The following is a 23,961-nucleotide window of genomic DNA, read 5'->3' as shown; positions in this document are numbered from 1 at the left end:
GTGGCCCGAGGGGAAGACGAAGGTGACCGACCGCAAACGCTCCACCGCGCTCGCGCTGGCCTCCGCGCTGGCCGGATCGGCGGTACTGCTCGCCGCCCCCACGGCCCGCGCCGCGGTCGTCGACGTGGCCTACGACTGCAAGACCCCGATCGGGGACAAGTCGGCGGTTTCGCCCATCGACATCAAGGCCGTCAAGGAGGGCGACGGCTACAAGCTGACCATGTCCTTCCAGAAGGGCGTCTCGTCCAGCCCCATCGAGCTGGGCAAGGGCGCGATGAGCCCCGGCGCCGTCATCGTCGTCGGCGGCGCCGAGAAGGTGTCCGTACCGGTGTCCGGCCCGTCCAACTCAGAGGCGGTGCCCCCGGACACCCCGATCAAGATCACCGACCTCTCGGGCACCTACACGCCGAAGAAGAGCGGCAAGGTCACCTTCACCGCCGGCGTGCTCACCATCAAGGCGATGGGCACCACGACCACCTGCACCCCCGGCAACAACCCCGGGCCCTCCCTGGAGCTGGACGTCACCGCGGCCGGCGGGGCCGGCGGGGCGGGCGCGCAGCCAGGCGGCGGCGACTCCGCGCCCGACACCCTCCCGCAGACCGGACCCACCGACTCCGCCCTCGCCCTCGGCACCCTCGGCGGCACCGTGATGCTCGCCGGCGCGGCCGGCGTGCTCTGGCTGACCCGGCGCGGCCGGCGGGCCCGGTCCTGAACGGAGCACCCCCGGCCATGCCCGTGCTCCACAGCCCCGGGCGCGACGCCCGCCTCCTCCTGGTCCTGCTCGCCGCGGCCGCGCTGCACACGGTCCCCGCCGCCTCCGCGGCCGCCGACGAACCGGGCTGGACCGCCGAGCCCGCCGCCGGTACGGCCGCGGCCCGGCCCGGCGGCGCCCGCCCGTACTTCTACCTGGAGGGCGCCCCCGCGGCCGTGCTGGAGGACCGCCTCGCCCTGACCAACACCACCGATCAGGAGCGCACCGTCACCCTGCGCGGGGCCGACGCCCACAACACCGCCGACGGCGCCCTCGCGGTACGCCCGGCAGCCCCCGCGCCCGGCGGCGTGCCCGCGCCGGGAGCCGTGTCCGCACCCGCACCGGGAGCCGTGCCCGGCGCCGCGTCCGCACCCGTGCCCGGCGCCGGTACCTGGTTCAGCTTCGGCGCCGGAGCCACCGTGAAGATCCCGCCCCGCACCCGCGCCGTGGTCCCCTTCACCGTCACCGTGCCTCCGGCGTCGTCGCCCGGCGACCACCCCGCCGCCGTGATCGCCGCCGAAGCGGGCCGCGAGGTGGGCGTACGGGTCCACCTGCGGGTCAGCGGCCCCACCCTGGCCGCCCTCACCGTCGAGGACGTCGCCGTACGGGGCCGGGGCGCGGCCTCGGTCGTCGCCTACACCCTCGTCAACCGTGGCAACGTCGCCCTCGCCCCCGAGGTGGACATCCGCGCCGAGGGCGCCTTCGGCGAGGTCCCCGGCCGCGGCCCGCGCGCCGTCCCCGTCGAACTGCTCCCCGGGCAGCGGTCCGAGCTGACCGAGCCCTGGCCCGGCGCCCCGGCCCTCGACCGGGTCCGCGTCACGGTCACCGTGACCGCCTCCGGCGGCGCCCGGGCCGCCGGGGCCGCCTCCGCCTGGTTCGTGCCCTGGCGGGCCGCCGGCTGGACGGGCCTCGGGCTGCTCGGGCTCGGCGGGACCGCGCTGGGCGCGCTCTTCCTCGTACGCGGCGGGCGCCCGCGGCGCGGGCCGGCGGACGGCGGGGCCGACGGCGGGCCCGCCGGGACGCCCGGAGCGACGCCCCCTGCACCGCAACACGAACTGACGGGAGCCTCCAGGTGAGTGCCATGGTCGGCGGCAAGGCCGGCGGAACGTCCGGCGGCACGGTCGGCCGCACCGCCCGGTCCCTCCTGCTGGGGCTGGCGGTGTACGCCCTCGCACTCCTCCCCGCGGTCCCGTCCGCCGCGGCCGAGGCACCGCCCACGGTGGCGCTCTCCCTCCAGGAGGCCGCCAAGGGCACCGAACTCACCGTGACGGGCACCGGCTGGCGGGCCAGGACCCTCGTCATGCTGCTGGTCTGCGGGCAGAACATGATCGGCGGCACCAACAGCTGTGCCAACGCCGACGGGGCGGCCGTCTCCGTCGCCGAGGACGGCCGCTTCGCGGCGCAGCTGCCCGTGGTGGCCCCGCCGAAGCCCTGCCCCTGCGTCGTCAACGTCACCTCCGTCAACGGGGACCGGTCCACCGTCGCCGTCCCCCTGAAGATCACCGACCATCCGGTGGCCGAGCTGCCCGCCGAATCCGGTACGGGCCGCCTCGCGATGCTCACGGGGGTCCGGCTGGAGGGCGAGGACGGGGTGCTGACCTGGTTCGGCGCCCCGGCCGCCCGGAAGTTCAAGGTCACCGTCGGCAACCTCGGCACCGCCCCGGTCAAGGACCCCGTCTTCCAGCTCGGCACCGCCCACGGCGTGTTCGCCCCGCTGTGGGAGGAGGCCCGCTGGAAGGGGACCGTCCCGCCCGGCGGCAAGGCGGAGGTGGTGCTCGACGTCACCCTCCCCGCGGGTGCCCACGGCGACTACACGATCTCCCTCAAGTACGGCGAGACCGTCGTGGCCACCCAGCCCTGGGGCGTGGCCCGCCCGTACGGCGTCCTGCTTTTCCGGGGCCTGCTCCTGGTGGTGATCCCGGCCGCGGTCTTCCGTATCGGCATGGCCGTCGTCGACAAGGTCCGGCCGCGCACCGGGCACGGCGCCGGCCGCCACCGGGGCGTACGGGCCGCCGAGGCCGCGGCGGCCGTCACGGCCCGGCTGCCCCGGTTCCCCGCGGCGCGACCGGCCGGGCCGGTCCGGGCCGAGCGGCCGGCGGAGCCCCCAGCGACCACCACGGCGGCCCTGCCGTGGTTCACCCCGGACAGCGCGCCGGAGACAGCACCACAGACGTCCGCACCGTCTGAGAACCGTTCGACGACGAAGGGACCATCGTGAAGAACCGACGGAGGGTGAGCGCGGCCCTGGTCGCGCTGCTGCTCGGCGGCGCGGGCCTCGCCATCACGGCTCCAACCGCCCAGGCCGCGGAGGCCACGTTCAAGGTCAAGTGCGTGCCGCCGGCCGGCGGCGGCTCCCCGGTCGAGGGCGAGACCACCGCCAGGGTCACCGCTCCGGCCACGGCCAAGGTGGGTGACGAGGTCGAGGTGTCCTGGGAGACGGTCAAGCCGGCCTCGAACAACACCGACCTGATGGACATCCCGCAGGACTCCGTCCAGCCCACCGGCTGGATCACCGTCGGCGGTGGCGGCGGGGAGCTGAAGGTCGTCGGGGAGAAGAAGAACCCGCCGATCCCCAAGAAGGCCCCCATGCAGATGTCCACGATGAAGGGCAAGCTGAAGCTCACCAAGGCGGGCAGGATCAGCCTGACGCCCGGCAAGTACGACGTCGCCGTCACCTTCTCCTTCGGCACGTTCGTCACCAAGTGCGCGCCGGTCGGCGAGGTCAAGGGCGGGGCCGTCATCGACGTGTCGGGCGGCTCCAGCGGCGGTACCACCTCGGGCGGCACCACCTCGGGCGGTACGACGACGGGTGGCACCACCAGCGGTGGCACGACGACCGGTGGCACGACGACCGGGGGCACCACCTCGGGCGGCAGCGGCGGCGGAGGCGGCCGGACCGACTTCCCGGGCAAGGCGGTCGAGGTGAGCTTCGACTGCGGGGCGGTCGTCCCGGGCGGCATCAAGACCCCGGTCACGATCAACGCCAAGAAGAACGGCGGCGGCTACGACCTCACCGTCAAGACCGCCAAGGGCGCGATGGCGGCGCCCATGGCACTGCCCGCCGGAGCCCTCAAGCCCTCGATGGACGTGAAGCTCGGCGGCGCGGACAGCGGCACCGTCAAGGTCTCCGGCCCGGCCAACGCCGAGCCCATCCCGGACAAGGCCCCGGTCAGCCTCAGCGACATGACCGGCACCTACAAGCCCGGAAAGTCCGGCAAGGTGACGCTCAGCCCGGACCAGCTGACCATCGACGTCACGATGGCCCCCGGCTCCACGCCGATCAACGTCCCCTGCAAGGCGACCAGCAGCGGCGTCTCGCTGGAACTGGACACCACCGCCCAGCCGGGCGGCTCCGGCTCCTCGACCGGCGGCACCGGCAGCACCGGCGGCGCCGCCTCGGGCGGTCTCGCCGAGACCGGCGCGGAGGACGAGGGCGGCATCAAGGCCCTCGCCCTCGTCGCCGGCACGGTGATCCTGCTCGGCGGGGCGGTGTTCACCTTCACCCCGTGGCGCCGCCTGCGCGGCACCCGCTGACACAAGCGGACGGCCCGGCACACCGGAAGGTGTGCCGGGCGGACGGAGCGGGACGCGTCAGTTCATGTCGCCCATGAGCGCGTTGACCTTCTTGCGGTACATGAAGATCGCGCCACCGGCGGCGACGGCCGCGAACGCCTGGAAGAGGATCACGCCGACGCCGTTCAGCTGGACCTCGGCCAGACCGAGCAGACCGGTGATGCAGTCACCGGCGGTGACGGCCAGGAACCAGACGCCCATCATCTGGGAGGCGTACTTCTGCGGAGCCATCTTGGTGGTGACCGACAGGCCGACCGGGGACAGGCACAGCTCGGCGATGGTGTGCATCAGGAAGATGAGCACCAGCCACCACATGGTGACCTTGGTGTCGTTGCCGGCGGTCTGGCTCAGCGGGATGGCGAAGACGAAGAACGAGGCGCCGACGATGACCAGGGCCACAGAGAACTTCACGATGGTGCTGGGCTCGCGGTTGCGGCGGGCCAGGGCCACCCACATGGCGGCGAAGATCGGGGCCAGGGCCACCACGAACAGCGGGTTCAGCGACTGGAAGATGGTGGTGGGGACTTCCCAGCCGAAGAGGGCGCGCTCGGAGTTCTTGTCACCGAACAGGGAGAGCGTCGAACCGCCCTGGTCGTAGATCATCCAGAAGACGGCGGCGGCCACGAAGAACCAGATGTAGGCGCTCATCCGGGTCTGCTCGACGGGGGACAGGTCCTTGTCCCGCTTGATCCGGGTGAGGACGGCGACCGGGATGATCAGACCGGCGATGGTGATCGGGTACAGCGCCCACTTGATGGTGAACATGTCCGCCGCGACCACGACGCCGTAGAAGACGGCCACGACGCCCAGGACGGCGAGGGCCTTCGTGATCACGGCCTTGCGCTCGGCGGCGCTCAGCGGGTTCGGGACGATGCTGCTCTTCGGGCTCAGCGTGCGGCCCGCGAGCAGGAAGATGGCCAGGCCGATGCCCATGCCGACGGCGGCGAGCGCGAAGCCGAGGTGCCAGTTCACCAGCTCGCCGACCATGCCGATGCCGATCGGGGCGAGGAGGGCACCCACGTTGATGCCGATGTAGAAGATCGTGAAGCCACTGTCACGGCGCGGGTCGTCCGCGTCCTTGTACAGGTGGCCGACCATCGTGGAGATGTTGGCCTTCAGCAGACCCGAGCCCACCGCGACCAGCAGCAGACCGACGAAGAACGCGAGCTGGCCGGGGACGGCCAGCGCCACGTGACCCGCCATGATCACGAAGCTGGCGATGGCGACCGTCTTGCGGGCGCCCCAGACGCGGTCGCCGAACCAGCCGCCGGGCATGGCCATGAGGTAGACCATGGCCACGTAGACGGAGTAGATCGCCGTGGCCGTCGCCGCGGTGAAGCCGAGGCCGCCGCCCTGGCTGCCGGTCGCGGCGTCGACGCCGCCGGAGACCAGGTACAGAACGAGAAGCGCACGCATGCCGTAGTAGGAGAAGCGCTCCCACATCTCGGTCATGAACAGCGTGGCCAGGCCGATCGGGTGGCCGAGGACGGTCCTCTCGTGAGCGGGGCTCGGTGAGGCCGTCGTCAGGCTGGAAGCCATGGTCGATCCTTGCTTGCTCGGGACGCTTCGGCTTCGTGAGCCCATCCGCGCCCGGTGGGGGGTGGGGCCCGGCCCACAGGTCATTCACTGCCGTCGAGGCCGGCCGGTATCAGTCGCCGATAGGACTGCCCGTCCGGTTCCGGACAGAAATAGAGACCTATGTGCTGCTTTTCGGCACAAAGGTCCCTGAGGTATTGCATCAGGCGTCTCGCCACCATACGACACGACAGTGCGGCATATGAAAGGACTTGAGAGATGGATCACAAGGCGAGTCGGGAACCGTTCGGCCATATTCGAAGGCGCTCAGCCGTTCATAAGCCCAGACAGGAAGGGGTCTGCAGGCAGGCCTCTCGATTCAGTCGCCGCGGACTACCATCACCCACATGACGCGTGTACTGCTCGCCGAGGACGACGCATCCATTTCGGAGCCCCTGGCCCGCGCTCTGCGCCGGGAAGGGTACGAGGTCGAGGTCCGGGAGGACGGCCCCACCGCCCTCGACGCCGGACTCCAGGGCGGGGTCGACCTCGTCGTCCTGGACCTGGGCCTGCCGGGCATGGACGGACTGGAAGTCGCCCGCCGGCTGCGCGCCGAGGGACACGGCTTCCCGATCCTGGTCCTCACCGCCCGGGCGGACGAGGTCGACACCGTCGTCGGCCTGGACGCGGGCGCCGACGACTACGTCACCAAGCCCTTCCGCCTCGCCGAACTCCTCGCCCGGGTCCGGGCCCTGCTCCGGCGCGGCTCCACCGAGGCCGCCCAGCCCCCCGCCACCCACGGCGTACGCATCGACGTCGAGTCGCACCGCGCCTGGATGGGCGAGGAGGAGCTCCAGCTCACCGCCAAGGAGTTCGACCTGCTGCGCGTCCTGGTGCGCGACGCCGGCCGCGTCGTCACCCGCGACCAGCTCATGCGCGAGGTCTGGGACACCACCTGGTGGTCCTCCACCAAGACCCTCGACATGCACATCTCCTGGCTGCGCAAGAAGCTGGGCGACGACGCCGCCAACCCCCGCTACATCGCCACCGTCCGCGGCGTCGGCTTCCGCTTCGAGAAGAGCTGACCCCAGGGGATGCGCCGCCGCCTCATCCAGTCCACGCTCGCCGTGGTGCTCGTGGTGATCGCCGTCTTCGGGGTCTCCCTCGTCATCGTGGAGACCCGGACCATCACCAGCAGCGCCCAGGACCGGGTCGAGTCCGAGGCGCTGCGCCTCGTCGGCATCGTCGAGGCGAACGTCCTGGAGAAGAAGCCGAACAACCCCTCCGACCTCGCCGAGCAGCTCGACGCCGGGCACTACGCGCGGATCACGATCCCCGGGCAGCAGACCGTGGAGGTCGGCGCGTCGATCCCCGACAGCGTCGTACGGGGCACCGCACGCGGCGAGCAGGGCGAGATCGTCGTCGTGGAGGAGGCCCGCTCCACCGTGACCCGGGAGGTCGTACGGACCCTGGCCGTGGTCGGCGCGGTGGCCCTGCTGGCCGTCGTGGCGGCCGTACTGCTCGCCGTACGGCAGGCGAACCGGCTGGCCTCCCCGCTCACCGACCTCGCCGAGACCGCCGAACGGCTCGGCTCGGGCGACCCGCGGCCCCGGCACAAGCGGTACGGGGTGCCCGAGCTGGACCGGGTCGCGGACGTGCTGGACTCCAGCGCCGAGCGGATCGGCCGGATGCTCACCGCCGAGCGGCGCCTCGCCGCGGACGCCTCCCACCAGCTGCGCACCCCGCTCACGGCGCTGTCGATGCGCCTGGAGGAGATCACGGTCACCGACGACCTGGAGACCGTACGGGAAGAGGCGACGATCGCCCTGACCCAGGTGGAGCGGCTCACGGACGTGGTGCAGCGGCTGCTCACCAACTCACGGGACCCGCGCACGGGCTCCGCGGTCCCCTTCGACCTCGACGAGGTCGTCAAGCAGCAGGTGGAGGAGTGGCGGCCGGCCTACCGCAGCGCGGGCCGGGCCATCGTGCGCTCCGGGAAGCAGGGCGTACGGGCCGTCGGCACGCCCGGAGCGGTCTCCCAGGTGCTGGCCACCCTCGTGGAGAACGCCCTGATGCACGGCGGCGGCACCGTCGCCCTGCGCACCAGGGTGATCGGCAACCAGGCGGTGCTGGAGGTCACGGACGAGGGACCGGGCGTCCCCCCGGACCTCGGCAACCGGATCTTCGAGCGGGCCATCAGCGGCCGGAACTCCACCGGTATCGGCCTCGCGGTCGCCCGGGACCTCGCGGAGGCGGACGGCGGCCGCCTGGAGCTGCTCCAGACACAGCCCCCGGTGTTCGCGCTGTTCCTCAGCCGGACAGCCCCGGAACCGGCGGATCGGGAGAAAACCGTCCGCTGAGGGCTGTCGTCAAGGTGGCGCCGGGCTGGGCGGGACTTCGACGACGCCGCCCAGCAGGCCCCGGGCGGCCTAGTTGTTCGCGGGCTCCGGCTCCGGCCGGGGTTCGGGCCTGCGCTCCGGCCGGAGCGCGGGCGCCGGGTCCGTCACCGGCTTGCCGGCGCCGCCGGCGGGCGGGGCGACCGGCGGCAGGGCCTTGAAGACCCAGGTCCGGTACGACCAGAAGCGGAAGACGGTGGCCGTGCCGATGCCGATGAACTTGAAGACGTTGCTCGCGAGCGGGCCGTCCCAGCCGAAGCCGTAGGTCGCCGTGTAGAGCACGCCGTTCTCGATGACCAGGCCGATCGCGCTGAAGCCGGCGAAGAGGGCCATCTCCCGGGTGCGGCCGCTCTGGGCGCGGTCCCGGTAGGCGTAGTAGCGGAAGCCGAGGTAGTTCGTGGCGATGGCCACGACGGTGGCTATCACGCTCGCACGGACCACCTGGAGATCGGTGGTGTGCCGGATCAGGTTGAAGACACCCAGGTTGACCAGGACACCCAGGCCCCCGACCGCCCCGAACTTCGCGACCTCCCGCACGAGGCCGCGTACGCGTTCGAGGACCGATCCGCCCTGCGTGGTCATCAGTAGGCCAGTCCCTGTCGGTCACCGCCCCCTCACGGGGCGTCCGGTGTTCTCCGTCAACCCACCCATGCTAAGTCTCCCCCCTGGGGTCCGTCTGTGCCTTCCGGCACCCTGCGACGCACGGCACACAGGGGGATCGCGCCCGGACACCCGCCGGGGTCAGGTCCGGATGGCCGAATACCGGCGGATACCCTGGAGGAGTGACGTTCCCGGTAGTCGGCATGGTCGGCGGCGGTCAGCTCGCCCGCATGACCCACGAGGCGGGTATCCCCCTCGGCATCAGATTCAAGCTCCTCAGTGACACACCACAGGACTCGGCGGCCCAGGTCGTGAGCGACGTCGTCATCGGCGACTATCGCGACCTGGAGACCCTGCGCGCGTTCGCGCGTGGCTGTGACGTGATCACCTTCGACCACGAGCATGTACCCACCGAGCACCTGCGGGCCCTGGAAGCGGACGGCATCCCCGTCCGCCCGGGGCCCGACGCTTTGGTACACGCCCAGGACAAGGGGGTGATGCGCGCCAAGCTCGACGAGATCGGCGCGCCCAGCCCCCGCCACCGGATCGTGAGCGATCCGGACGACGTGGCCGCCTTCGCGGACGAGGCAGGCGGTTTCCCCGTCATCCTCAAGACCGTGCGCGGCGGCTACGACGGCAAGGGGGTGTGGTTCGTCCGCACCCCGCAGGATGCCGAGGCCCCGTTCAAGGCGGGCGTCCCGGTCCTCGCCGAGGAGAAGGTGGACTTCGTCCGCGAACTCGCGGCGAACATCGTCCGCTCCCCGCACGGGCAGGCCGTCGCCTACCCGGTCGTGGAATCCCGCCAGGTGGACGGGGTCTGCGACACGGTGATCGCTCCCGCCCCGGACCTCTCCGAGGAGCTGGCCGGCGAGGCCCAGGCCCTCGCCCTGCGCATCGCGCAGGAACTCGGCGTGACCGGCCACCTGGCCGTGGAGCTGTTCGAGACCACCGACGGCCGCATCCTCGTCAACGAGCTGGCGATGCGTCCGCACAACAGCGGTCACTGGACCCAGGACGGGGCCGTGACCTCCCAGTTCGCCAACCACGTGCGCGCGGTCCTGGACCTCCCGCTGGGCGACCCGCGCCCCCGCGCCAAGTGGACCGTCATGGCGAACGTGCTGGGCGGGGACTACCCCGACATGTACGCGGCCTACCTGCACTGCATGGCCCACGACCCCCAGCTCAAGATCCACATGTACGGCAAGGACGTGAAACACGGTCGCAAGGTCGGCCACGTCAACACCTACGGCGACGACCTGGACGATGTGCTGGAGCGCGCACGCCACGCTGCCGACTACCTCAGAGGAACGGTCACGCAATGAGCACCACCGCCGCAGGCCCTGTCATCGGCATCGTCATGGGGTCCGACTCGGACTGGCCCGTGATGGAGGCCGCCGCCCAGGCCCTCGACGAGTTCGAGATCCCCTACGAGGTCGACGTCGTCTCCGCGCACCGGATGCCGCGCGAGATGATCGAGTACGGGGAGCAGGCCGCCGGGCGCGGCCTGAAGGCGATCATCGCGGGCGCGGGCGGAGCCGCCCACCTGCCCGGCATGCTCGCCTCGGTCACCCCGCTGCCGGTCATCGGCGTGCCGGTGCCGCTGAAGTACCTCGACGGCATGGACTCCCTGCTGTCGATCGTCCAGATGCCGGCCGGGGTCCCCGTCGCCACCGTCTCGGTCGCCGGCGCCCGCAACGCCGGCCTGCTGGCCGTACGGATGCTGGCCGCCCACGACACCGAGCTGCTGGCCCGGATGCGCGACTTCCAGCAGGAGCTCAACGACCAGGCCACCGAGAAGGGCAAGCGGCTGCGGACGAAGGTCGCGAACGCGGAATCCTTCGGGTTCGGCAAGTGAGCGCGGCGCAGCGTCTGGCGGAGGCGCGCGAGCTGCTGGCCGAGCACCCCGTCGTGGACGGTCACAACGACCTGCCCTGGGCGCTGCGCCAGCAGGTGCGCTACGACCTCGCGCAACGGGACATCGCGGGTGACCAGTCCGCCCACCTGCACACCGACATCCCCCGGCTGCGCGCCGGGGGCGTCGGGGCGCAGTTCTGGTCCGTGTACGTGCGCTCGGACTACGCGGGCGACGAGGCGGTCAGCGCCACCCTGGAGCAGATCGACGCCGTCGCCCAGCTGATCGACCGCTACCCCGGCGACCTCGTGCGGGCGCTGACGGCGGACGACATGGAGCAGGCCCGCGCCGAAGGCCGGATCGCCTCGCTGATGGGCGCCGAGGGCGGCCACTCCATCAACAACTCGCTCGCCACGCTGCGCGCCCTGCACCTGCTGGGCGTGCGGTACATGACGCTCACGCACAACGACACCATCGACTGGGCGGACTCGGCCACCGACGAGCCCCGGCACGGCGGTCTGACCGACTTCGGCCGCGAGGTCGTCCGCGAGATGAACCGCGTCGGCATGCTGGTGGACCTCAGCCACGTCGCCGCGACGACGATGCGGGACGCCCTCGCCGTCTCGGTCGCGCCGGTGGTCTTCTCGCACTCCTCGGCGCGCGCGGTCTGCGACCACCCGCGCAACATCCCCGACGACGTGCTGGCGCTGCTGCCCGCCAACGGCGGGGTCGCGATGGCCACCTTCGTCCCCAAGTTCATCCTCCCGGCGGCGGTCGAATGGACCCTGGCCGCGGACGAGAACCTGCGGACGCACGGTTTCCACCACCTCGACACCACCCCCGAGGCGATGGCCCTGCACCGGGCCTTCGAGGCGGAACGGCCCCGGCCGGTGGCCACCGCCGCCACGGTGGCCGACCACCTGGACCACATGCGGGAGGTGGCCGGGGTCGACCACATCGGCATCGGCGGGGACTACGACGGCACAGCCTTCACCCCGACCGGCCTGGACGACGTGGCGGGCTACCCGAACCTGGTCGCGGAGCTCCTGGCACGCGGCTGGTCCAGGGCCGACCTGGCCAAACTGACCTGGTCCAACGCGGTCCGCGCACTGCGTGACGCGGAAGCGGTCGCGCGCGAGGTGTCGGCGACCCGGGGCCCGTCGAACGCGGTGCTCTAGAAGCGGCCGGCGGCCGACGTCCGGCGTCCGGCGGGTGTGGTGACGGGGTGTGACCAGCGGTTCACTCGAACGCCACCCCCGCCGGGCGGCCGCGCGGCCCCGCGTGTCACGGTGGCAGCATCTCTCCCTGCTGCCGCCGAGACCGGAGCGAACGCCATGGCCGACCTGCAGGACGAACCCCACTCCGCGGGCATCGGGGCCGAGGACCTCCCGGCCCCCGCCGGACCCGGGACGCAGGCGAGCGCCCTCGAACGAGCCGCCGCGCTGCTGTCCGTCCACCCCGTCGCCGACGGGTGCAACACGCTGGTCTGGACCTTGCGCCAGAGCCCGTACCACGACATCGAAACCCCCGACGCGGGCGTCGACACCGACATCCCGCGGCTGCGCGCCGGGGGAGTGGGGGCCCAGTTCTGGTCCCTGCTCGTACCGCCGCAGGGCGGGCCGGGCGACGGCGCGGCCGACGACCGGGTGGTCTCCGACACCCTGGAGCAGATCGACGCGGCACTGACCCTGATGCGCCGCTACCCCGACAGCCTCTGCCTCGCGCTCAGCGCCGACGACATGGCGGACGCCCGCAACCGCGGCCGGATCGCCTCGTTCCTCGGGCCCGTGCCGGGCCGCACGCTGACGGACTCCCTGGGCGCGCTGCGCGCCTTCCACGCACTGGGCGTACGGATCCTCGCCCCCGCGGGAGCGCCCTGGGCGCAGGAGACGCTGACGGCCTTCGGTCACGAGGTGGTGCAGGAGGCGAACCGGCTGGCGATCCTGCTGGACCTCACGGGCTGCGAACCGGCGGTCGCCGGCCGGCTCGCGAGCGCCTCGAAAGCCCCGGTGATCATCTCGAACACGGGGGCCGCCGCGCTGAACCCGCATCCGGGGAACGCGACCGACGAGGTGCTCGTCGCGCTGCGTGAGGCGAAGGGCCTGGCGATGGTCACCTTCGACACCGAGCGCACCGGCGACTCCCTGCACGCGGTGGCGGACCACCTCGACCACGTACGGGCGGTCGCGGGCCCGGACTGCGTCGGACTCGGCGCCGCCTTCGGCACCGAACCGCCGGGCCCCCGCCCGACGGGCCTGACCGACCCCTCGGGCTACCCGCGGCTGATCGCGGAACTCCTGGACCGCGGCTGGCCGGAGTCCGACCTGGCCCTCCTGACCTGGGGGAACGCCCTCCGCGTCATCCGCGACACCGAATTCACCGCCCGCCGCCGCCCAAGCACCGCCGCCCCGGTGTAGCCTCGCCGCCCCCGCCAGCCCCGCCAGGGGGTACCTCCCAGCGGTAGCCGGGGGAGTTCGAGGCGCGGGGGCTCGGGGGCAGCGCCCCGCGACGGCGCCGCACCCGGGCACGCAGGCGGCCGGGCCCCCCGCAGGGGTCAGGCCCGGGGCCGCCCCATCGCCCGGTACGTCCAGCCGGCGGCACGCCACCGCACCGGGTCCAGCGCGTTGCGGCCGTCCAGCACGAGCCGGTCGGTGACGACGGAGGCGAGCTCCGCCGGGTCGAGGTCGCGGAACTCGCGCCACTCGGTGAGGTGGAGGACCACCTCCGCGCCCCGGGCCGCCGCGATCGCGGAGTCCGCGTACCCGAGGGTGGGGAAGACCTGCCGGGCGTTTTCCATGCCCTTGGGGTCGTAGACGGTGACCTGTCCGCCCTGCAGGTGGATCTGGCCCGCCACGTTCAGCGCGGGCGAGTCCCGTACGTCGTCCGAGTCCGGCTTGAAGGTGGCGCCGAGCACGGCGACCCGCTTGCCGAGGAAGGACCCGCCCACGGCCTCGCGGGCGAGCTCGACCATGTGCCCGCGCCGCCGCATGTTGATGGAGTCGACCTCGCGCAGGAAGGTCAGGGCCTGGTCGGCGCCCAGCTCGCCGGCGCGCGCCATGAAGGCGCGGATGTCCTTGGGCAGACAGCCGCCGCCGAAGCCGATGCCGGCGCGCAGGAACTTCGCGCCGATCCGCTCGTCGTGGCCGATGGCCTCGGCCAGCTTGGCCACGTCACCGCCGGCGGCCTCGCAGACCTCCGCCATCGCGTTGATGAAGGAGATCTTGGTGGCGAGGAAGGAGTTGGCCGCGGTCTTCACCAGCTCCGCGGTCGGGAAGTCGGTGACGACGAGCGGGCTGCCCTCGGACAGCGGCGTCTCGTAGACCTCGCGCAGCACCTTCTCGCCGCGCTCCCCCTGGACGCCGATCACGATCCGGTCGGGGTGCAGGGTGTCCTGGACGGCGAAGCCCTCGCGCAGGAACTCGGGGTTCCAGGCCAGCTCCACGTCCTCGCCCGCGGGGGCGAGGCCCGTCAGCAGCTCCGCCAGCCGCCGCGCCGAACCGACCGGCACCGTGGACTTGCCGACGACCAGCACCGGGCGGGTCAGGTACGGGGCCAGCGAGGTCATCGCGGAGTCGACGTAGGACATGTCGCAGGCGTACTCGCCGTACTTCTGCGGGGTGTTCACGCAGACGAAGTGGACGTCGCCGAAGGCGCCGACCTCCTCGTAGGAGGTGGTGAAGCGCAGCCGCCCGGTCGAGCCCGGCAGCCCGGCCACGTGCTTGGCCAGCAGTTCCTCCAGCCCGGGCTCGTACATCGGCACCCGGCCCGCGGCCAGCATCTCGATCTTCTCCGGCACCACGTCCAGACCCATCACCTCGAAGCCCAGCTCCGCCATCGCCGCGGCGTGGGTCGCGCCGAGGTAGCCGGTGCCGATCACAGTGATCCTGAGGGGGGCCATGGGTGCTCCAGAGGTGCGGGGCCGTTTGCGGCCACTGAGCATAGTCGGGCCCACCGGCGGGGACGGTCCCCAGGAGCACCGTCTCTGTCATGCAGCTCACGTGGCCCGTCCATATCGCCATCCGTGACCGGGACACTAAACTTGGGTTACTTAACGGTAGTTAGCATCACGTATCGCGTGTCACTGGGGAGTGAGAGATCTTGGCGGGTTCTGCCGACTTCGACCTGTACCGCCCGGCCGAGGAGCACGACATGCTCCGCGAGTCGGTCCGATCGCTCGCCGAGGCGAAGATCCTGCCGTTCGCAGCCGCCGTGGACGAGGAGTCCCGCTTCCCGCAGGAGGCCCTCGACGCGCTGGTCGCCAACGACCTGCACGCCGTCCACGTGCCCGAGACCTACGGCGGTGCCGGCGCCGACGCCCTGGCCACCGTCATCGTGATCGAGGAAGTGGCCCGCGTCTGCGCCTCCTCCTCCCTCATCCCGGCCGTGAACAAGCTCGGCTCCCTCCCGGTGATCCTCTCCGGTTCCGAGGAGCTCAAGGCCAAGTACCTCGGCCCGCTCGCCAAGGGCGACGCGATGTTCTCCTACGCGCTCTCCGAGCCGGACGCGGGCTCCGACGCCGCCGGCATGAAGACCCGCGCCGTGCGCGACGGGGACTTCTGGGTGCTCAACGGCGTCAAGCGCTGGATCACCAACGCGGGCGTCTCCGAGTACTACACGGTCATGGCCGTCACCGACCCGGAGAAGCGCTCCAAGGGCATCAGCGCCTTCGTCGTCGAGAAGGGCGACGAGGGCGTGTCCTTCGGCGCGCCGGAGAAGAAGCTCGGCATCAAGGGCTCCCCGACCCGCGAGGTCTACCTCGACAACGTCCGGATCCCCGCCGACCGCATGATCGGCGCCGAGGGCACCGGCTTCGCCACCGCGATGAAGACCCTCGACCACACCCGCATCACGATCGCCGCCCAGGCGCTCGGCATCGCGCAGGGCGCCCTGGACTACGCCAAGGGCTACGTCCAGGAGCGCAAGCAGTTCGGCAAGCCGATCGGCGACTTCCAGGGCGTGCAGTTCATGCTCGCGGACATGGCCATGAAGATCGAGGCCGCCCGCCAGCTCACGTACTCGGCCGCCGCCAAGTCCGAGCGCGTCGACGGCGACCTGACCTTCTTCGGCGCCGCGGCCAAGTGCTTCGCCTCCGACGTGGCCATGGAGGTCACCACGGACGCCGTCCAGCTCCTCGGCGGTTACGGCTACACCCGTGACTACCCGGTGGAGCGCATGATGCGCGACGCCAAGATCACGCAGATTTATGAAGGCACGAACCAGGTCCAGCGCATCGTCATGGCGAGGAACCTGCCGTAGCCGCAAGCCTGCGACCTGCACCTACCAGGACGACCCCCGGCCACGGCCGGGGGTCGTCCCGGTCCGGGCCCCTGCCCGCGGCGGGCGCCCGCCGACACATCCGGCACCGGCTTCCGGGCGCCCCCGGATGGGCTAAATTTGGACCTTCGTACGCCGGAATCGGTTGGGGAGAACGCAATGACGGAAGCGATCCTGCTGGTCGGCGGACAGGGAACACGGCTGCGCCCCGTGACGGTGAACACGCCCAAGCCCATGGTCCCCACGGCAGGCGTCCCGTTCCTCGCCCACCAGATAGCCAGGGCCGCCGCCGCCGGTGTCACGCACATCGTCATGGCCACCTGCTACCTCGCCGAGGTCTTCGAGCCCTACTTCGGGGACGGTTCCGACTTCGGCCTCAGCCTCGAATACGTGGTGGAGGACGAGCCCCTGGGGACCGGCGGCGCCATCCGCAACGCCGGGCAGCGCCTGACCGGCGGACCCGACTCCTCGGTCCTCGTCTTCAACGGCGACATCCTCACCGGCCTGGACATCCGCGGCCTGGTGGACGCGCACGAGGCGGCCGACGCCGACGTCTCCCTGCACCTGGTCCGGGTCGAGGACCCGCGCGCCTTCGGTCTCGTCCCCACCGACCCCGACGGACGGGTACTCGCCTTCACCGAGAAGCCGCAGACGCCCGAAGAGATCATCACCGACCAGATCAACGCGGGCTGCTACGTCTTCCGCCGCAGCGTGATCGACTCCATCCCGGCCGGTCGCCCGGTCTCGGTCGAGCGCGAGACCTTCCCCGGCCTGCTCGCCTCCGGGGCCACGCTCCACGGGGTCACCGAGAACACCTACTGGATGGACCTCGGCAAGCCCGAGTCCATCATCCAGGCCTCCGCTGACCTCGTCCGCGGCGTCGTCCCCTCCCCGGCCGTACCGGGCCGCCGCGGTGAGTCCCTGGTCCTGCCCGGCGCGCAGGTCGCCGCCGGAGCCAAGCTGTCGGGCGGCACCGTCGTGGGCGCCGGCGCCCGGATCGAGGCCGGCGCGGTCGTCCAGGGCTCCATCGTGCTCGACGACGCCGTCATCGGCCCGGACGCGCAGGTGAACGCCAGCCTGATCGGCGCCCGCGCCGCCGTGGGCGCGCGGACCGTGCTCGACGGCACCGTCGTCGGCGACGGCGCCGTCGTGGGCGCCGACAACGAACTGCGCGCGGGCGCCCGGGTGTGGTGCGAGGCCGAGCTGCCCGCCGCCGCCATCCGCTTCTCGCCGGACGCCTGATTCCCGGTCCGGGGAAGCGGGGCGGCACCCCGTCCGCGGTCAGTTGCCGCGGACGGTGACCTTCTCGTCGTTCTGGATCTGCTTCACCAGCTGCTGCACCTTCGCCTTGTCCCAGACGAGGTTGCCGCCGCGCTGACCGGAGATCGGCATGTTCATCGACACGCCGTTCCCGCCGTTGACGCCCTTCATCGCGAAGAACATCTGACCCATGTCGTACAGGCCCATGTCCTTGTCGACGATGAGGGTGTCCAGGCCGGCACCCAGCATCGGGTAGAGCGCGAACGGGTTCAGGATCGTCGAGGGGGTCGCGGCCTGGTTGGCGAGCGCCGCCAGGAACTTCTGCTGGTTCTTGGTCCGCTGGAGGTCGGACTCGGCGAAGGCGTAGCGGGTACGGACGAAGGCCAGCGACTGCTCGCCGTTCAGCGTCTGCTTGCCCGCCTTGAAGTCGGCGCCCGACTTCTCGTCCTTGAAGCCCTGCTCGATGTCGAGCTCGACACCGCCCAGCGCGTCCACGATGTTCGCGAAGCCGGCGAAGCCGATCTCCGCGTAGTGGTCGATGCGCAGGCCCGTGTTGTGCTCGACCGTGCGCACCAGCAGCTCGGGGCCGTCCTCCGCGTACGCCGCGTTCAGCTTGACCCGCCGCCCCTGCGCGGGGAACTGCTTGCCGGACTGGGAGCCGACGAAGGAGGGGATCTCCACGTCCGAGTCGCGCGGCAGCGAGATCATCGTGTTCCCGCTGGAGCACTTCGCCAGGATCATCATCGAGTCGGTCCGCTTGCCCTCGGCCGAGCCCGTGTGGAGCTTCTTCTTCTCCTCGTCGGACATGCCCTCACGGCTGTCCGAACCCACGATCAGGTACGTCGTGCAGTCGCCCTCCTTCGGCCGTTCGATGACCTTGGAGAGGTCGACCTCGCGGCGCACCTTGGAGTCGGCCCAGAAGTAGGTGGAGATCGACGTCACAAGGAGCGCGGAGACCAGCACGATCGAGCCGACCTTGATCCGCCTGCGCCAGTCCGGGGCCGGACCGGGCGCCCGCCCGGGGCCGTTCGGGCCCGACGGCCCGCCGGGACCCTGCGGCCGCCCCGGGGCGCCGCCGGAGGGGGAGCCGTACACCTGGCCGGTGTTGTAGCCGCTGTCGTAACCGCCGTACGTGTCGTGGCCGCCCGCCTGCTGCGGCGGGACACCGGGCGTGGGCAGGGGCCCCGCCGGGCGCTGCGGCCGCGGGGGCGGCACGGGCTGCGGGGGCCGCGGCGGCTGCTGGGGCTGCCGCTGGATGTGCCGCATCCGCTGCACACCTTCGGGCTGCGGACGCGCGCTGCCGCGTCCGTAGGCGTCGTCACGACCTTCTGGCCAGTCATTCATGCGCCCAAGGATGCCTGCCGGGGCGGCGCCTGCGACAGCCCGGGGGAGGATCCGTACCGGTGCTGTTGCAGAGCTGATGCCTGCGCGCCCCATCTAAGGTGTCCGTATGACACAGATACCGGGCGAGCTGCCCGGGAAGCCGACCGCTGCCTCCCGGACGACCCTCAGCCACATCATGACCGCCAACGACACCAACCTCCTGGGCACGGTGCACGGTGGCGTCATCATGAAGCTGGTCGACGACGCCGCCGGCGCCGTGGCGGGCCGTCACTCCGGTGGTGCGGCGGTCACCGCCTCCATGGACGAGATGGCCTTCCTCGCCCCCGTGCGCGTGGGCGACCTCGTCCACGTGAAGGCCCAGTGCAACTGGACCGGCCGCTCCTCCATGGAGATCGGCGTACGCGTCCTCGCCGAGCGGTGGAACGAGTCCACCCCCGCCACCCAGGTCGGCAGCGCCTACCTTGTGTTCACCGCGGTCGACTCCGACGGCAAGCCCCGCCAGGTCCCGCCGGTGCTCCCGGAGACGGAGCAGGACGAGCGGCGTTACCAGGAGGCCCAGATCCGCCGCACCCACCGGCTCGCCCGCCGACAGGCCATCATGGCGCTGCGCGAGGAGCGCGCCGCCCAGGGCTTCGACGACTGAGAGACGGCCCGCGCGGGGCCCGCACGGCCGCCGTGCCGCCGGCGTACGGGCCCTCGGCTCCCGCGTACGGGCCTACGGCTCCCGCGTACGGGCCTACGGCTCCCGCGTACGGGCCTACGGCTCCCGCGTACGGGCCTACGGCTCCCGCGTACGGGCCTACGGCTCCCGCGTACGGGCCTACGGCTCCCGCGTACGGGTCGTCAGCTCCCGCAGACCACCTGGTCGCCGCTGACGACCCCGAAGGCGCCCTGGTACGGGTCCTCGGCGCGCACCGGCACCACCTTGCGGTAGTCGGCGCCCGCGATCACCGTGACCGTCCGGCCCTGCCGCGCGACCGCCCGCAGCTCACTGCCCGGCAGCGCGGTCGCCACCGACCGCGCCGAGCGGTCCCAGCGCGGGTCGTAGGTGATCACCGTGCGCTTGACGTCGCGGCTCGCGCCGTTGCCCGGGGCCCGCGTGGTGTCGAAACCGGTGGCGCGCAGCGCGGCGTCGACGCGTCCGCCCAGTCCGTCGATCCGTGTCCCGTTCTCCACCTGGACCCGGACCTGCGCCGGGGGCACGTCCACCGGCACGGCGGCGGGCCGGCCGGCGGCGGCCTTCCCGGGCCGGGCCGGGGCCAGCGGCCGGTCCTCGCGCAGCGCCTCGAAGAGCTTGGCCGCCTTCGGCTCGTCCCACTTCACGGTGGAGCCGATGCCCTTGACGCGGAACGAGGGGCTGCCGATGGGCACCGAGGCGAACTCGGAGGAGGAGGGGGTGAAGTCCCGCATCGCCTGCCCGAGGGCCAGCATCTGCTCCGAGCCGAAGCCCCTGTCGGCGCGGACCGAGCCGAGCAGGGTGGAGCTGAGCTCCTTGAACTTGACCGGGTTCAGCAGCACGCCGCCACCGGTCGCCTGCTTGATCAGGGCGGCGACGAACCGCTGCTGGCGCTGCATCCGGCCGAGGTCGGAGGCGCCGTCGACGTGGCGCGAGCGCACGTACTGCAGGGCCTGCCCCCCGGTCAGCCGGTGGGTGCCCGGCAGCAGGTCGAGGCCGGTGTTCGGGTCGCGCATGGTCTTGGCGGTGCAGATCTCCACGCCGCCCATCGCGTCGACCGTCTTCATGAAGCTGGTGAAGTCGACCTCCAGATAGTGGTCGATCTTCACCCGGGTCATGTTCTCGACGGTCCGTACGGTGAGGTTGGGCCCGCCTTCCGCGTACGCCGCGTTCAGCCTCACGGGGTGGGGTTTGTGCGCCTTTCCGGTGACGAGGTCGCGGTGCGCGGGCACCTCGGCGTAGCTGTCGCGGGGCAGGCTGACGACGCTCGCCCGCTTCCTGTCGGCCGACAGGTGCACCAGCATGATCGTGTCGGTGCAGTGGCAGGGCGCCCCGCCCAGGCGGTACTCGCGCTTCTCCTCGGGGCTGACCTTCTCCCGGCCGTCGGTGCCCACCAGCAAGAAGTTGATGCCGTGTCCGGCCTGCGGGCGGTTCTTCATGTCCTTGAACGGGTCCACCCGCTCGATCCCGGTGTCCAGACCGGTCATCACCGCGTGCCCGATGGCCCCGGAGCCCAGCACCGCCACCGACAGCCCGGCCGCGAGCCGCACCCCCCAGCGGGGCCGGCCCTCCCGGTGCCGGGCCGGTCCGCCGCCGCCGCGCCGCACGCGCTGCGGCCGGGGCGGCCCGGCTGGACGGGTGGGACGGTGCGGCTGGGGCACGGTGGACACCTCCGCGGGAGCACAGGGATACCGGTCGAAGGACGGGCCGGCCCTCGGGCAGCTCAGCCGGCTGATTCGACAGAACAGTAGGCCCATACGATCAGCCGCTGTCCCTACCGATCACTCGGCGCGCACCTGGTTCCCCCGTACGCGGTAACGTGACACCGATACCCGACCTTGAAGGACCACATGCCCGCCCAGCAGCCCGCAGTCTCGGTGATCATGCCGGTGCTCAATGAGGAGCACTACCTCCGTGAGTCCGTCCGCCACATCCTGGAACAGGAGTATGCGGGCGAGATGGAGGTGGTGATCGCACTCGGGCCGTCCACGGACCGCACCGACGAGATCGCCGCCGAACTCGTTGCCGAGGATCCCCGAGTCCACACCGTTCCGAATCCGACCGGCCGGACTCCGGCGGCGCTCAATGCCGCCATCAAGGCCTCGCGTCACCCGATCGTGGTACGCGTCGACGGCCACGGCATGCTCTCCCCGAACTACATCGCCACCGCGGTCCGCCTTCTGGAGGAGACCGGGGCGCAGAACGTCGGCGGGATCATGCACGCCGAAGGCGAGAACGCCTGGGAGGAGGCCGTCGCCGCCGCGATGACCTCGAAGATCGGCGTCGGCAACGCGCCCTTCCACACCGGCGGCCAGGCCGGCCCGGCCGAGACCGTCTACCTCGGCGTCTTCCGCCGTGAGGCGCTGGAGCAGCAGGGCGGCTACAACGAGGAGTTCATCCGCGCCCAGGACTGGGAGCTGAACTTCCGCATCCGCGAGGCCGGCGGGCTGATCTGGTTCTCGCCCGAGCTGAAGGTGCAGTACCGCCCGCGGCGCTCGGTGAAGGCCCTGGCCAAGCAATACAAGGACTACGGCCGCTGGCGGCACGTGGTGGCCCGCTACCACTCGGGCTCCATCAACATGCGCTACCTGGCCCCGCCGACCCTCGTCTGCGCGCTCGCCGCGGGCGTGGTCGTGGGCGTGACCCTCACCCCGCTGGGCTTCGCCGTCCCGGCGGGCTACCTCGCGGCGATCGCCGTGGGCTCCGTCCCGGCGGGCCGGGGGCTGTCGCCGAAGGCCCGGGCACAGATCCCCGTCGCCCTGGCGACCATGCACCTGAGCTGGGGCTTCGGCTTCCTGACCAGCCCGCGGGCGCTGGCGGACAAGCTCATCGCGAGCCGCCGCCCGGCCGTGGTGCCCGGCGTCCCGCAGGCCTGAGACGCGACGAAGGGGCCCGGCGCGGGAACTGCGTACGATCGCAGCTCCCGCGCCGGGCCCCTTCCGTGTGCCCGTGTCCGCGTCCGCCGCTACCAGGTGAAGCCGGGCTGGATCGGCATGCAGGCCTGGTCGTTGTCGCCGTTGAGGGCGTGGGCGGAGTCCGGGGCCTTGGTCGGGGCCGGCGGCGGCGCGGCCGGCGAGCCACCGGTCCGCCAGTCGTTGCCGACGAACACGACGATCCCGGCGACCTGGTCGGACTTCTGCACCGAGCCGGCGGGCAGGCCGAGGGCGGTGGCCACGGCGGCCGCGTCGGCCGCCTGGGCGTCGGTGGCGTAGCGGATCACCGAGGTGTCCTCGGCGGCCGTCTGCCTGTCGGCGACGACCTTGGTGAAGCCCTTGCCGGTCAGCAGGGCGGCGACCTCGCTGGCGCGGCCGTTGACCCTGGACTGGGCGCCGTCCTTGCTCCCGGTCGAGTTGCGGACGAGGACCGCGATCTTCGCGGGCGGCGCGGCCGTCGGGGCCGTGCTCGGCTGCTGGGCCGGGGCGGACGGCGAGGCCGGTGCGCCGGTGGCCGCGGGGCTCGCGGAGGCCGACGGGGAGCCGGAGCCCTGGCCGTCGAGGGAGATGTCCTCGCGGACCATCCGGAACAGGTCCTCGGCCTCGCCCGGCTTGGGCTCGACGCGGCCGTCCAGGCCGGGCTTGCTGCTGTAGATCCACGGCATGGTGGTCATGGTGATCCGGCCCGGCGGGACCTTCTTCAGCTCCATGCTGAGGTCGAACAGCTTGTCGATCTTGTTCAGGCCGGTGTCCACGACCATGGCCTCGATCGCCGCCTGGGCCAGGCTGTTGAGCTTGACCGGGTTGCTGAGCTTCGCGTTCTTGCGGAACTCACGGGCCATCGAGTTCATGTACTGGTGCTGGGCGTGGGTGCGGCCTATGTCGGTGCCGTCCTCGAAGCCGTAGCGGGTGCGCAGCCACTGCAGGGCCGTCTCGCCCTGGATGACGCTCGTGCCCTTCGGCAGCTTCAGGCCGGAGCCCTTGCCGTCACGGGTGCGCGAGTGCACGTTCTGCTCGACGCAGACCGGCACGCCCCCGATGGCGTCCGCCATCCGGACCACGCCCTTGAAGTCGATCATCATGAAGTGATCGATGGGGATCTTGGTCAGTTCCGTCCAGGCGGCGACGGTACAGCCCGGTCCGCCGCGCTGGATCGACTCGTTGGTCTGGACGAGGCCCTTGCTGGCCGGGTGCACCTTGCCGCCCGGTTCGGTGCACTTGGGCATCATCAGCATCGTGTCGCGCGGCATGGAGATCACGGACATGTTGGTGCGGTCCGCGGAGAGGTGCAGCAGCATCTGGACGTCCGCGAGCGGCGGGCCGTCGAAGGTGTCCGTGGCGCCGCCGAGGGCCTGGTTCTCCGCGTCGTCGCGTGCGTCGGAGCCGATCAGCAGGATGTTCAGCGGGGTCTGCCCGAAGGCGTTGGGCTTGGAACCGCCCAGTTTGTTCTCACCGAGGTTCAGCGCGTCCGTCTGGATGCTGCCGTTCAGGTGCCGGTAGTACAGGTAGCCGGCCGCCGCGGTCCCGAGTATGAGCAGGGACAGGACGGACGAGATCCAGCGCAGTGCGCGCCGGCGGCCCCGCCCGGCGGGACGGGCACCGGCCCGGCCGGCCGACCTGGAGCCGCCCCTCGGTGGGGGCACCGTGCCGGGCGCGCCCGCCCCGCCGGCGGGTATGTCCCCGTCGGCCTGGGCGCTCGCCCCCTCCTCCCGCACGTCGCTGTGCCTCACGCGTATCCCCCTCAAGGTCCTTCTTGGTCGACATTGCGCCGGTCCGACCGGCCACGT

20 protein-coding genes are annotated in these 23,961 nt (G+C 72.1%); 14 read left to right on the top strand and 6 right to left on the bottom strand.

All coding sequences use genetic code 11. From position 1 onward, the window contains the following. Positions 1–22 precede the first annotated feature (22 nt). Genes NRK68_RS13560 through NRK68_RS13545 form a run of 4 tightly spaced genes read left to right on the top strand, consistent with a single transcriptional unit; the run spans position 23 to position 4,285 of the window. Positions 23–712: an LPXTG cell wall anchor domain-containing protein gene (locus NRK68_RS13560; RefSeq protein ID WP_183069173.1), complete on the top strand. Its 690-nt coding sequence runs from the start codon at positions 23–25 to the stop codon at positions 710–712. Positions 713–729: 17 nt separating this feature from the next. Then, positions 730–1,827, top strand: coding sequence for a hypothetical protein (locus NRK68_RS13555; protein ID WP_257855871.1), 1,098 nt, complete (start codon positions 730–732; stop codon positions 1,825–1,827). A gap of 5 nt (positions 1,828–1,832) precedes the next feature. After that, entirely contained in the window at positions 1,833–2,969 is a 1,137-nt protein-coding gene (locus NRK68_RS13550; RefSeq protein WP_257857840.1) for a hypothetical protein, read from the top strand. Beyond that, a complete protein-coding gene (locus NRK68_RS13545; RefSeq protein WP_257855870.1) occupies positions 2,966–4,285 on the top strand; it encodes a hypothetical protein in 1,320 nt (439 codons plus the stop codon). Before NRK68_RS13550 ends, NRK68_RS13545 begins: the two co-directional genes overlap by 4 nt. Before the next feature lie 57 nt (positions 4,286–4,342). Here NRK68_RS13545 and NRK68_RS13540 read toward each other — a convergent pair whose 3' ends face one another. Then, positions 4,343–5,863: a peptide MFS transporter gene (locus tag NRK68_RS13540; RefSeq protein WP_183069175.1), complete on the bottom strand. Its 1,521-nt coding sequence runs from the start codon at positions 5,861–5,863 to the stop codon at positions 4,343–4,345. A 383-nt stretch (positions 5,864–6,246) separates the two neighbouring features. Between NRK68_RS13540 and NRK68_RS13535 the strand changes: the two genes are divergently transcribed. Then, positions 6,247–6,924 carry a response regulator transcription factor gene (locus NRK68_RS13535; RefSeq protein WP_183069176.1) on the top strand — a complete coding sequence of 226 codons (678 nt, stop codon included), beginning with the start codon at positions 6,247–6,249 and terminating at the stop codon, positions 6,922–6,924. Between the two features lie 9 nt (positions 6,925–6,933). Further along, positions 6,934–8,199 carry a sensor histidine kinase gene (locus tag NRK68_RS13530; RefSeq protein WP_183069177.1) on the top strand — a complete coding sequence of 422 codons (1,266 nt, stop codon included), beginning with the start codon at positions 6,934–6,936 and terminating at the stop codon, positions 8,197–8,199. A gap of 69 nt (positions 8,200–8,268) precedes the next feature. Here the strand turns inward: NRK68_RS13530 and NRK68_RS13525 are convergent, their stop codons facing one another. Next, complete coding sequence (locus NRK68_RS13525; protein WP_257855869.1) at positions 8,269–8,817, bottom strand: GtrA family protein; 549 nt, start codon at positions 8,815–8,817, stop codon at positions 8,269–8,271. A 221-nt stretch (positions 8,818–9,038) separates the two neighbouring features. Between NRK68_RS13525 and NRK68_RS13520 the strand changes: the two genes are divergently transcribed. From NRK68_RS13520 to NRK68_RS13505, 4 genes are all read left to right on the top strand, one after another. Then, positions 9,039–10,157, top strand: coding sequence for a 5-(carboxyamino)imidazole ribonucleotide synthase (locus NRK68_RS13520; protein ID WP_220819554.1), 1,119 nt, complete (start codon positions 9,039–9,041; stop codon positions 10,155–10,157). Beyond that, complete coding sequence (gene purE, locus NRK68_RS13515; RefSeq protein ID WP_183069179.1) at positions 10,154–10,690, top strand: 5-(carboxyamino)imidazole ribonucleotide mutase; 537 nt, start codon at positions 10,154–10,156, stop codon at positions 10,688–10,690. The genes NRK68_RS13520 and purE overlap by 4 nt, the downstream gene beginning before the upstream one ends. Then, the gene (locus tag NRK68_RS13510; protein ID WP_257855868.1) at positions 10,687–11,865 is read left to right on the top strand and encodes a dipeptidase; all 1,179 of its coding nucleotides are present in this window, start codon (positions 10,687–10,689) and stop codon (positions 11,863–11,865) included. The genes purE and NRK68_RS13510 overlap by 4 nt, the downstream gene beginning before the upstream one ends. A gap of 156 nt (positions 11,866–12,021) precedes the next feature. Further along, a complete protein-coding gene (locus NRK68_RS13505) occupies positions 12,022–13,104 on the top strand; it encodes a membrane dipeptidase (RefSeq protein ID WP_257855867.1) in 1,083 nt (360 codons plus the stop codon). A 137-nt stretch (positions 13,105–13,241) separates the two neighbouring features. Here the strand turns inward: NRK68_RS13505 and NRK68_RS13500 are convergent, their stop codons facing one another. After that, positions 13,242–14,585: a UDP-glucose dehydrogenase family protein gene (locus tag NRK68_RS13500; RefSeq protein WP_183069182.1), complete on the bottom strand. Its 1,344-nt coding sequence runs from the start codon at positions 14,583–14,585 to the stop codon at positions 13,242–13,244. Positions 14,586–14,785: 200 nt separating this feature from the next. Between NRK68_RS13500 and NRK68_RS13495 the strand changes: the two genes are divergently transcribed. Both NRK68_RS13495 and manB read left to right on the top strand, forming a co-directional pair. Beyond that, entirely contained in the window at positions 14,786–15,943 is a 1,158-nt protein-coding gene (locus tag NRK68_RS13495; protein ID WP_030659849.1) for an acyl-CoA dehydrogenase family protein, read from the top strand. Between the two features lie 177 nt (positions 15,944–16,120). Next, complete coding sequence (gene manB, locus NRK68_RS13490) at positions 16,121–17,203, top strand: mannose-1-phosphate guanylyltransferase (protein WP_183069183.1); 1,083 nt, start codon at positions 16,121–16,123, stop codon at positions 17,201–17,203. A 39-nt stretch (positions 17,204–17,242) separates the two neighbouring features. On the opposite strand, the gene NRK68_RS13485 is transcribed toward manB, so the two are convergent. Further along, positions 17,243–18,565, bottom strand: a complete 1,323-nt coding sequence (locus tag NRK68_RS13485; RefSeq protein ID WP_183069184.1) for an LCP family protein — start codon at positions 18,563–18,565, stop codon at positions 17,243–17,245. A 106-nt stretch (positions 18,566–18,671) separates the two neighbouring features. Between NRK68_RS13485 and NRK68_RS13480 the strand changes: the two genes are divergently transcribed. Continuing rightward, positions 18,672–19,208: an acyl-CoA thioesterase gene (locus tag NRK68_RS13480; RefSeq protein WP_030034027.1), complete on the top strand. Its 537-nt coding sequence runs from the start codon at positions 18,672–18,674 to the stop codon at positions 19,206–19,208. A 200-nt stretch (positions 19,209–19,408) separates the two neighbouring features. Here the strand turns inward: NRK68_RS13480 and NRK68_RS13475 are convergent, their stop codons facing one another. After that, positions 19,409–20,902: an LCP family protein gene (locus tag NRK68_RS13475; RefSeq protein WP_444465698.1), complete on the bottom strand. Its 1,494-nt coding sequence runs from the start codon at positions 20,900–20,902 to the stop codon at positions 19,409–19,411. Positions 20,903–21,091: 189 nt separating this feature from the next. Between NRK68_RS13475 and NRK68_RS13470 the strand changes: the two genes are divergently transcribed. Next, positions 21,092–22,117, top strand: coding sequence for a glycosyltransferase family 2 protein (locus tag NRK68_RS13470; protein ID WP_183069185.1), 1,026 nt, complete (start codon positions 21,092–21,094; stop codon positions 22,115–22,117). Between the two features lie 89 nt (positions 22,118–22,206). Here NRK68_RS13470 and NRK68_RS13465 read toward each other — a convergent pair whose 3' ends face one another. Continuing rightward, entirely contained in the window at positions 22,207–23,904 is a 1,698-nt protein-coding gene (locus NRK68_RS13465; protein ID WP_257855865.1) for an LCP family protein, read from the bottom strand. Between the last annotated feature and the right edge of the window lie 57 nt (positions 23,905–23,961).

The sequence above is a fragment of the Streptomyces yangpuensis genome (assembly GCF_024666385.1).
GTDB lineage: Bacteria > Actinomycetota > Actinomycetes > Streptomycetales > Streptomycetaceae > Streptomyces > Streptomyces yangpuensis.
This window is presented reverse-complemented; position numbering and strand designations above follow the sequence as displayed.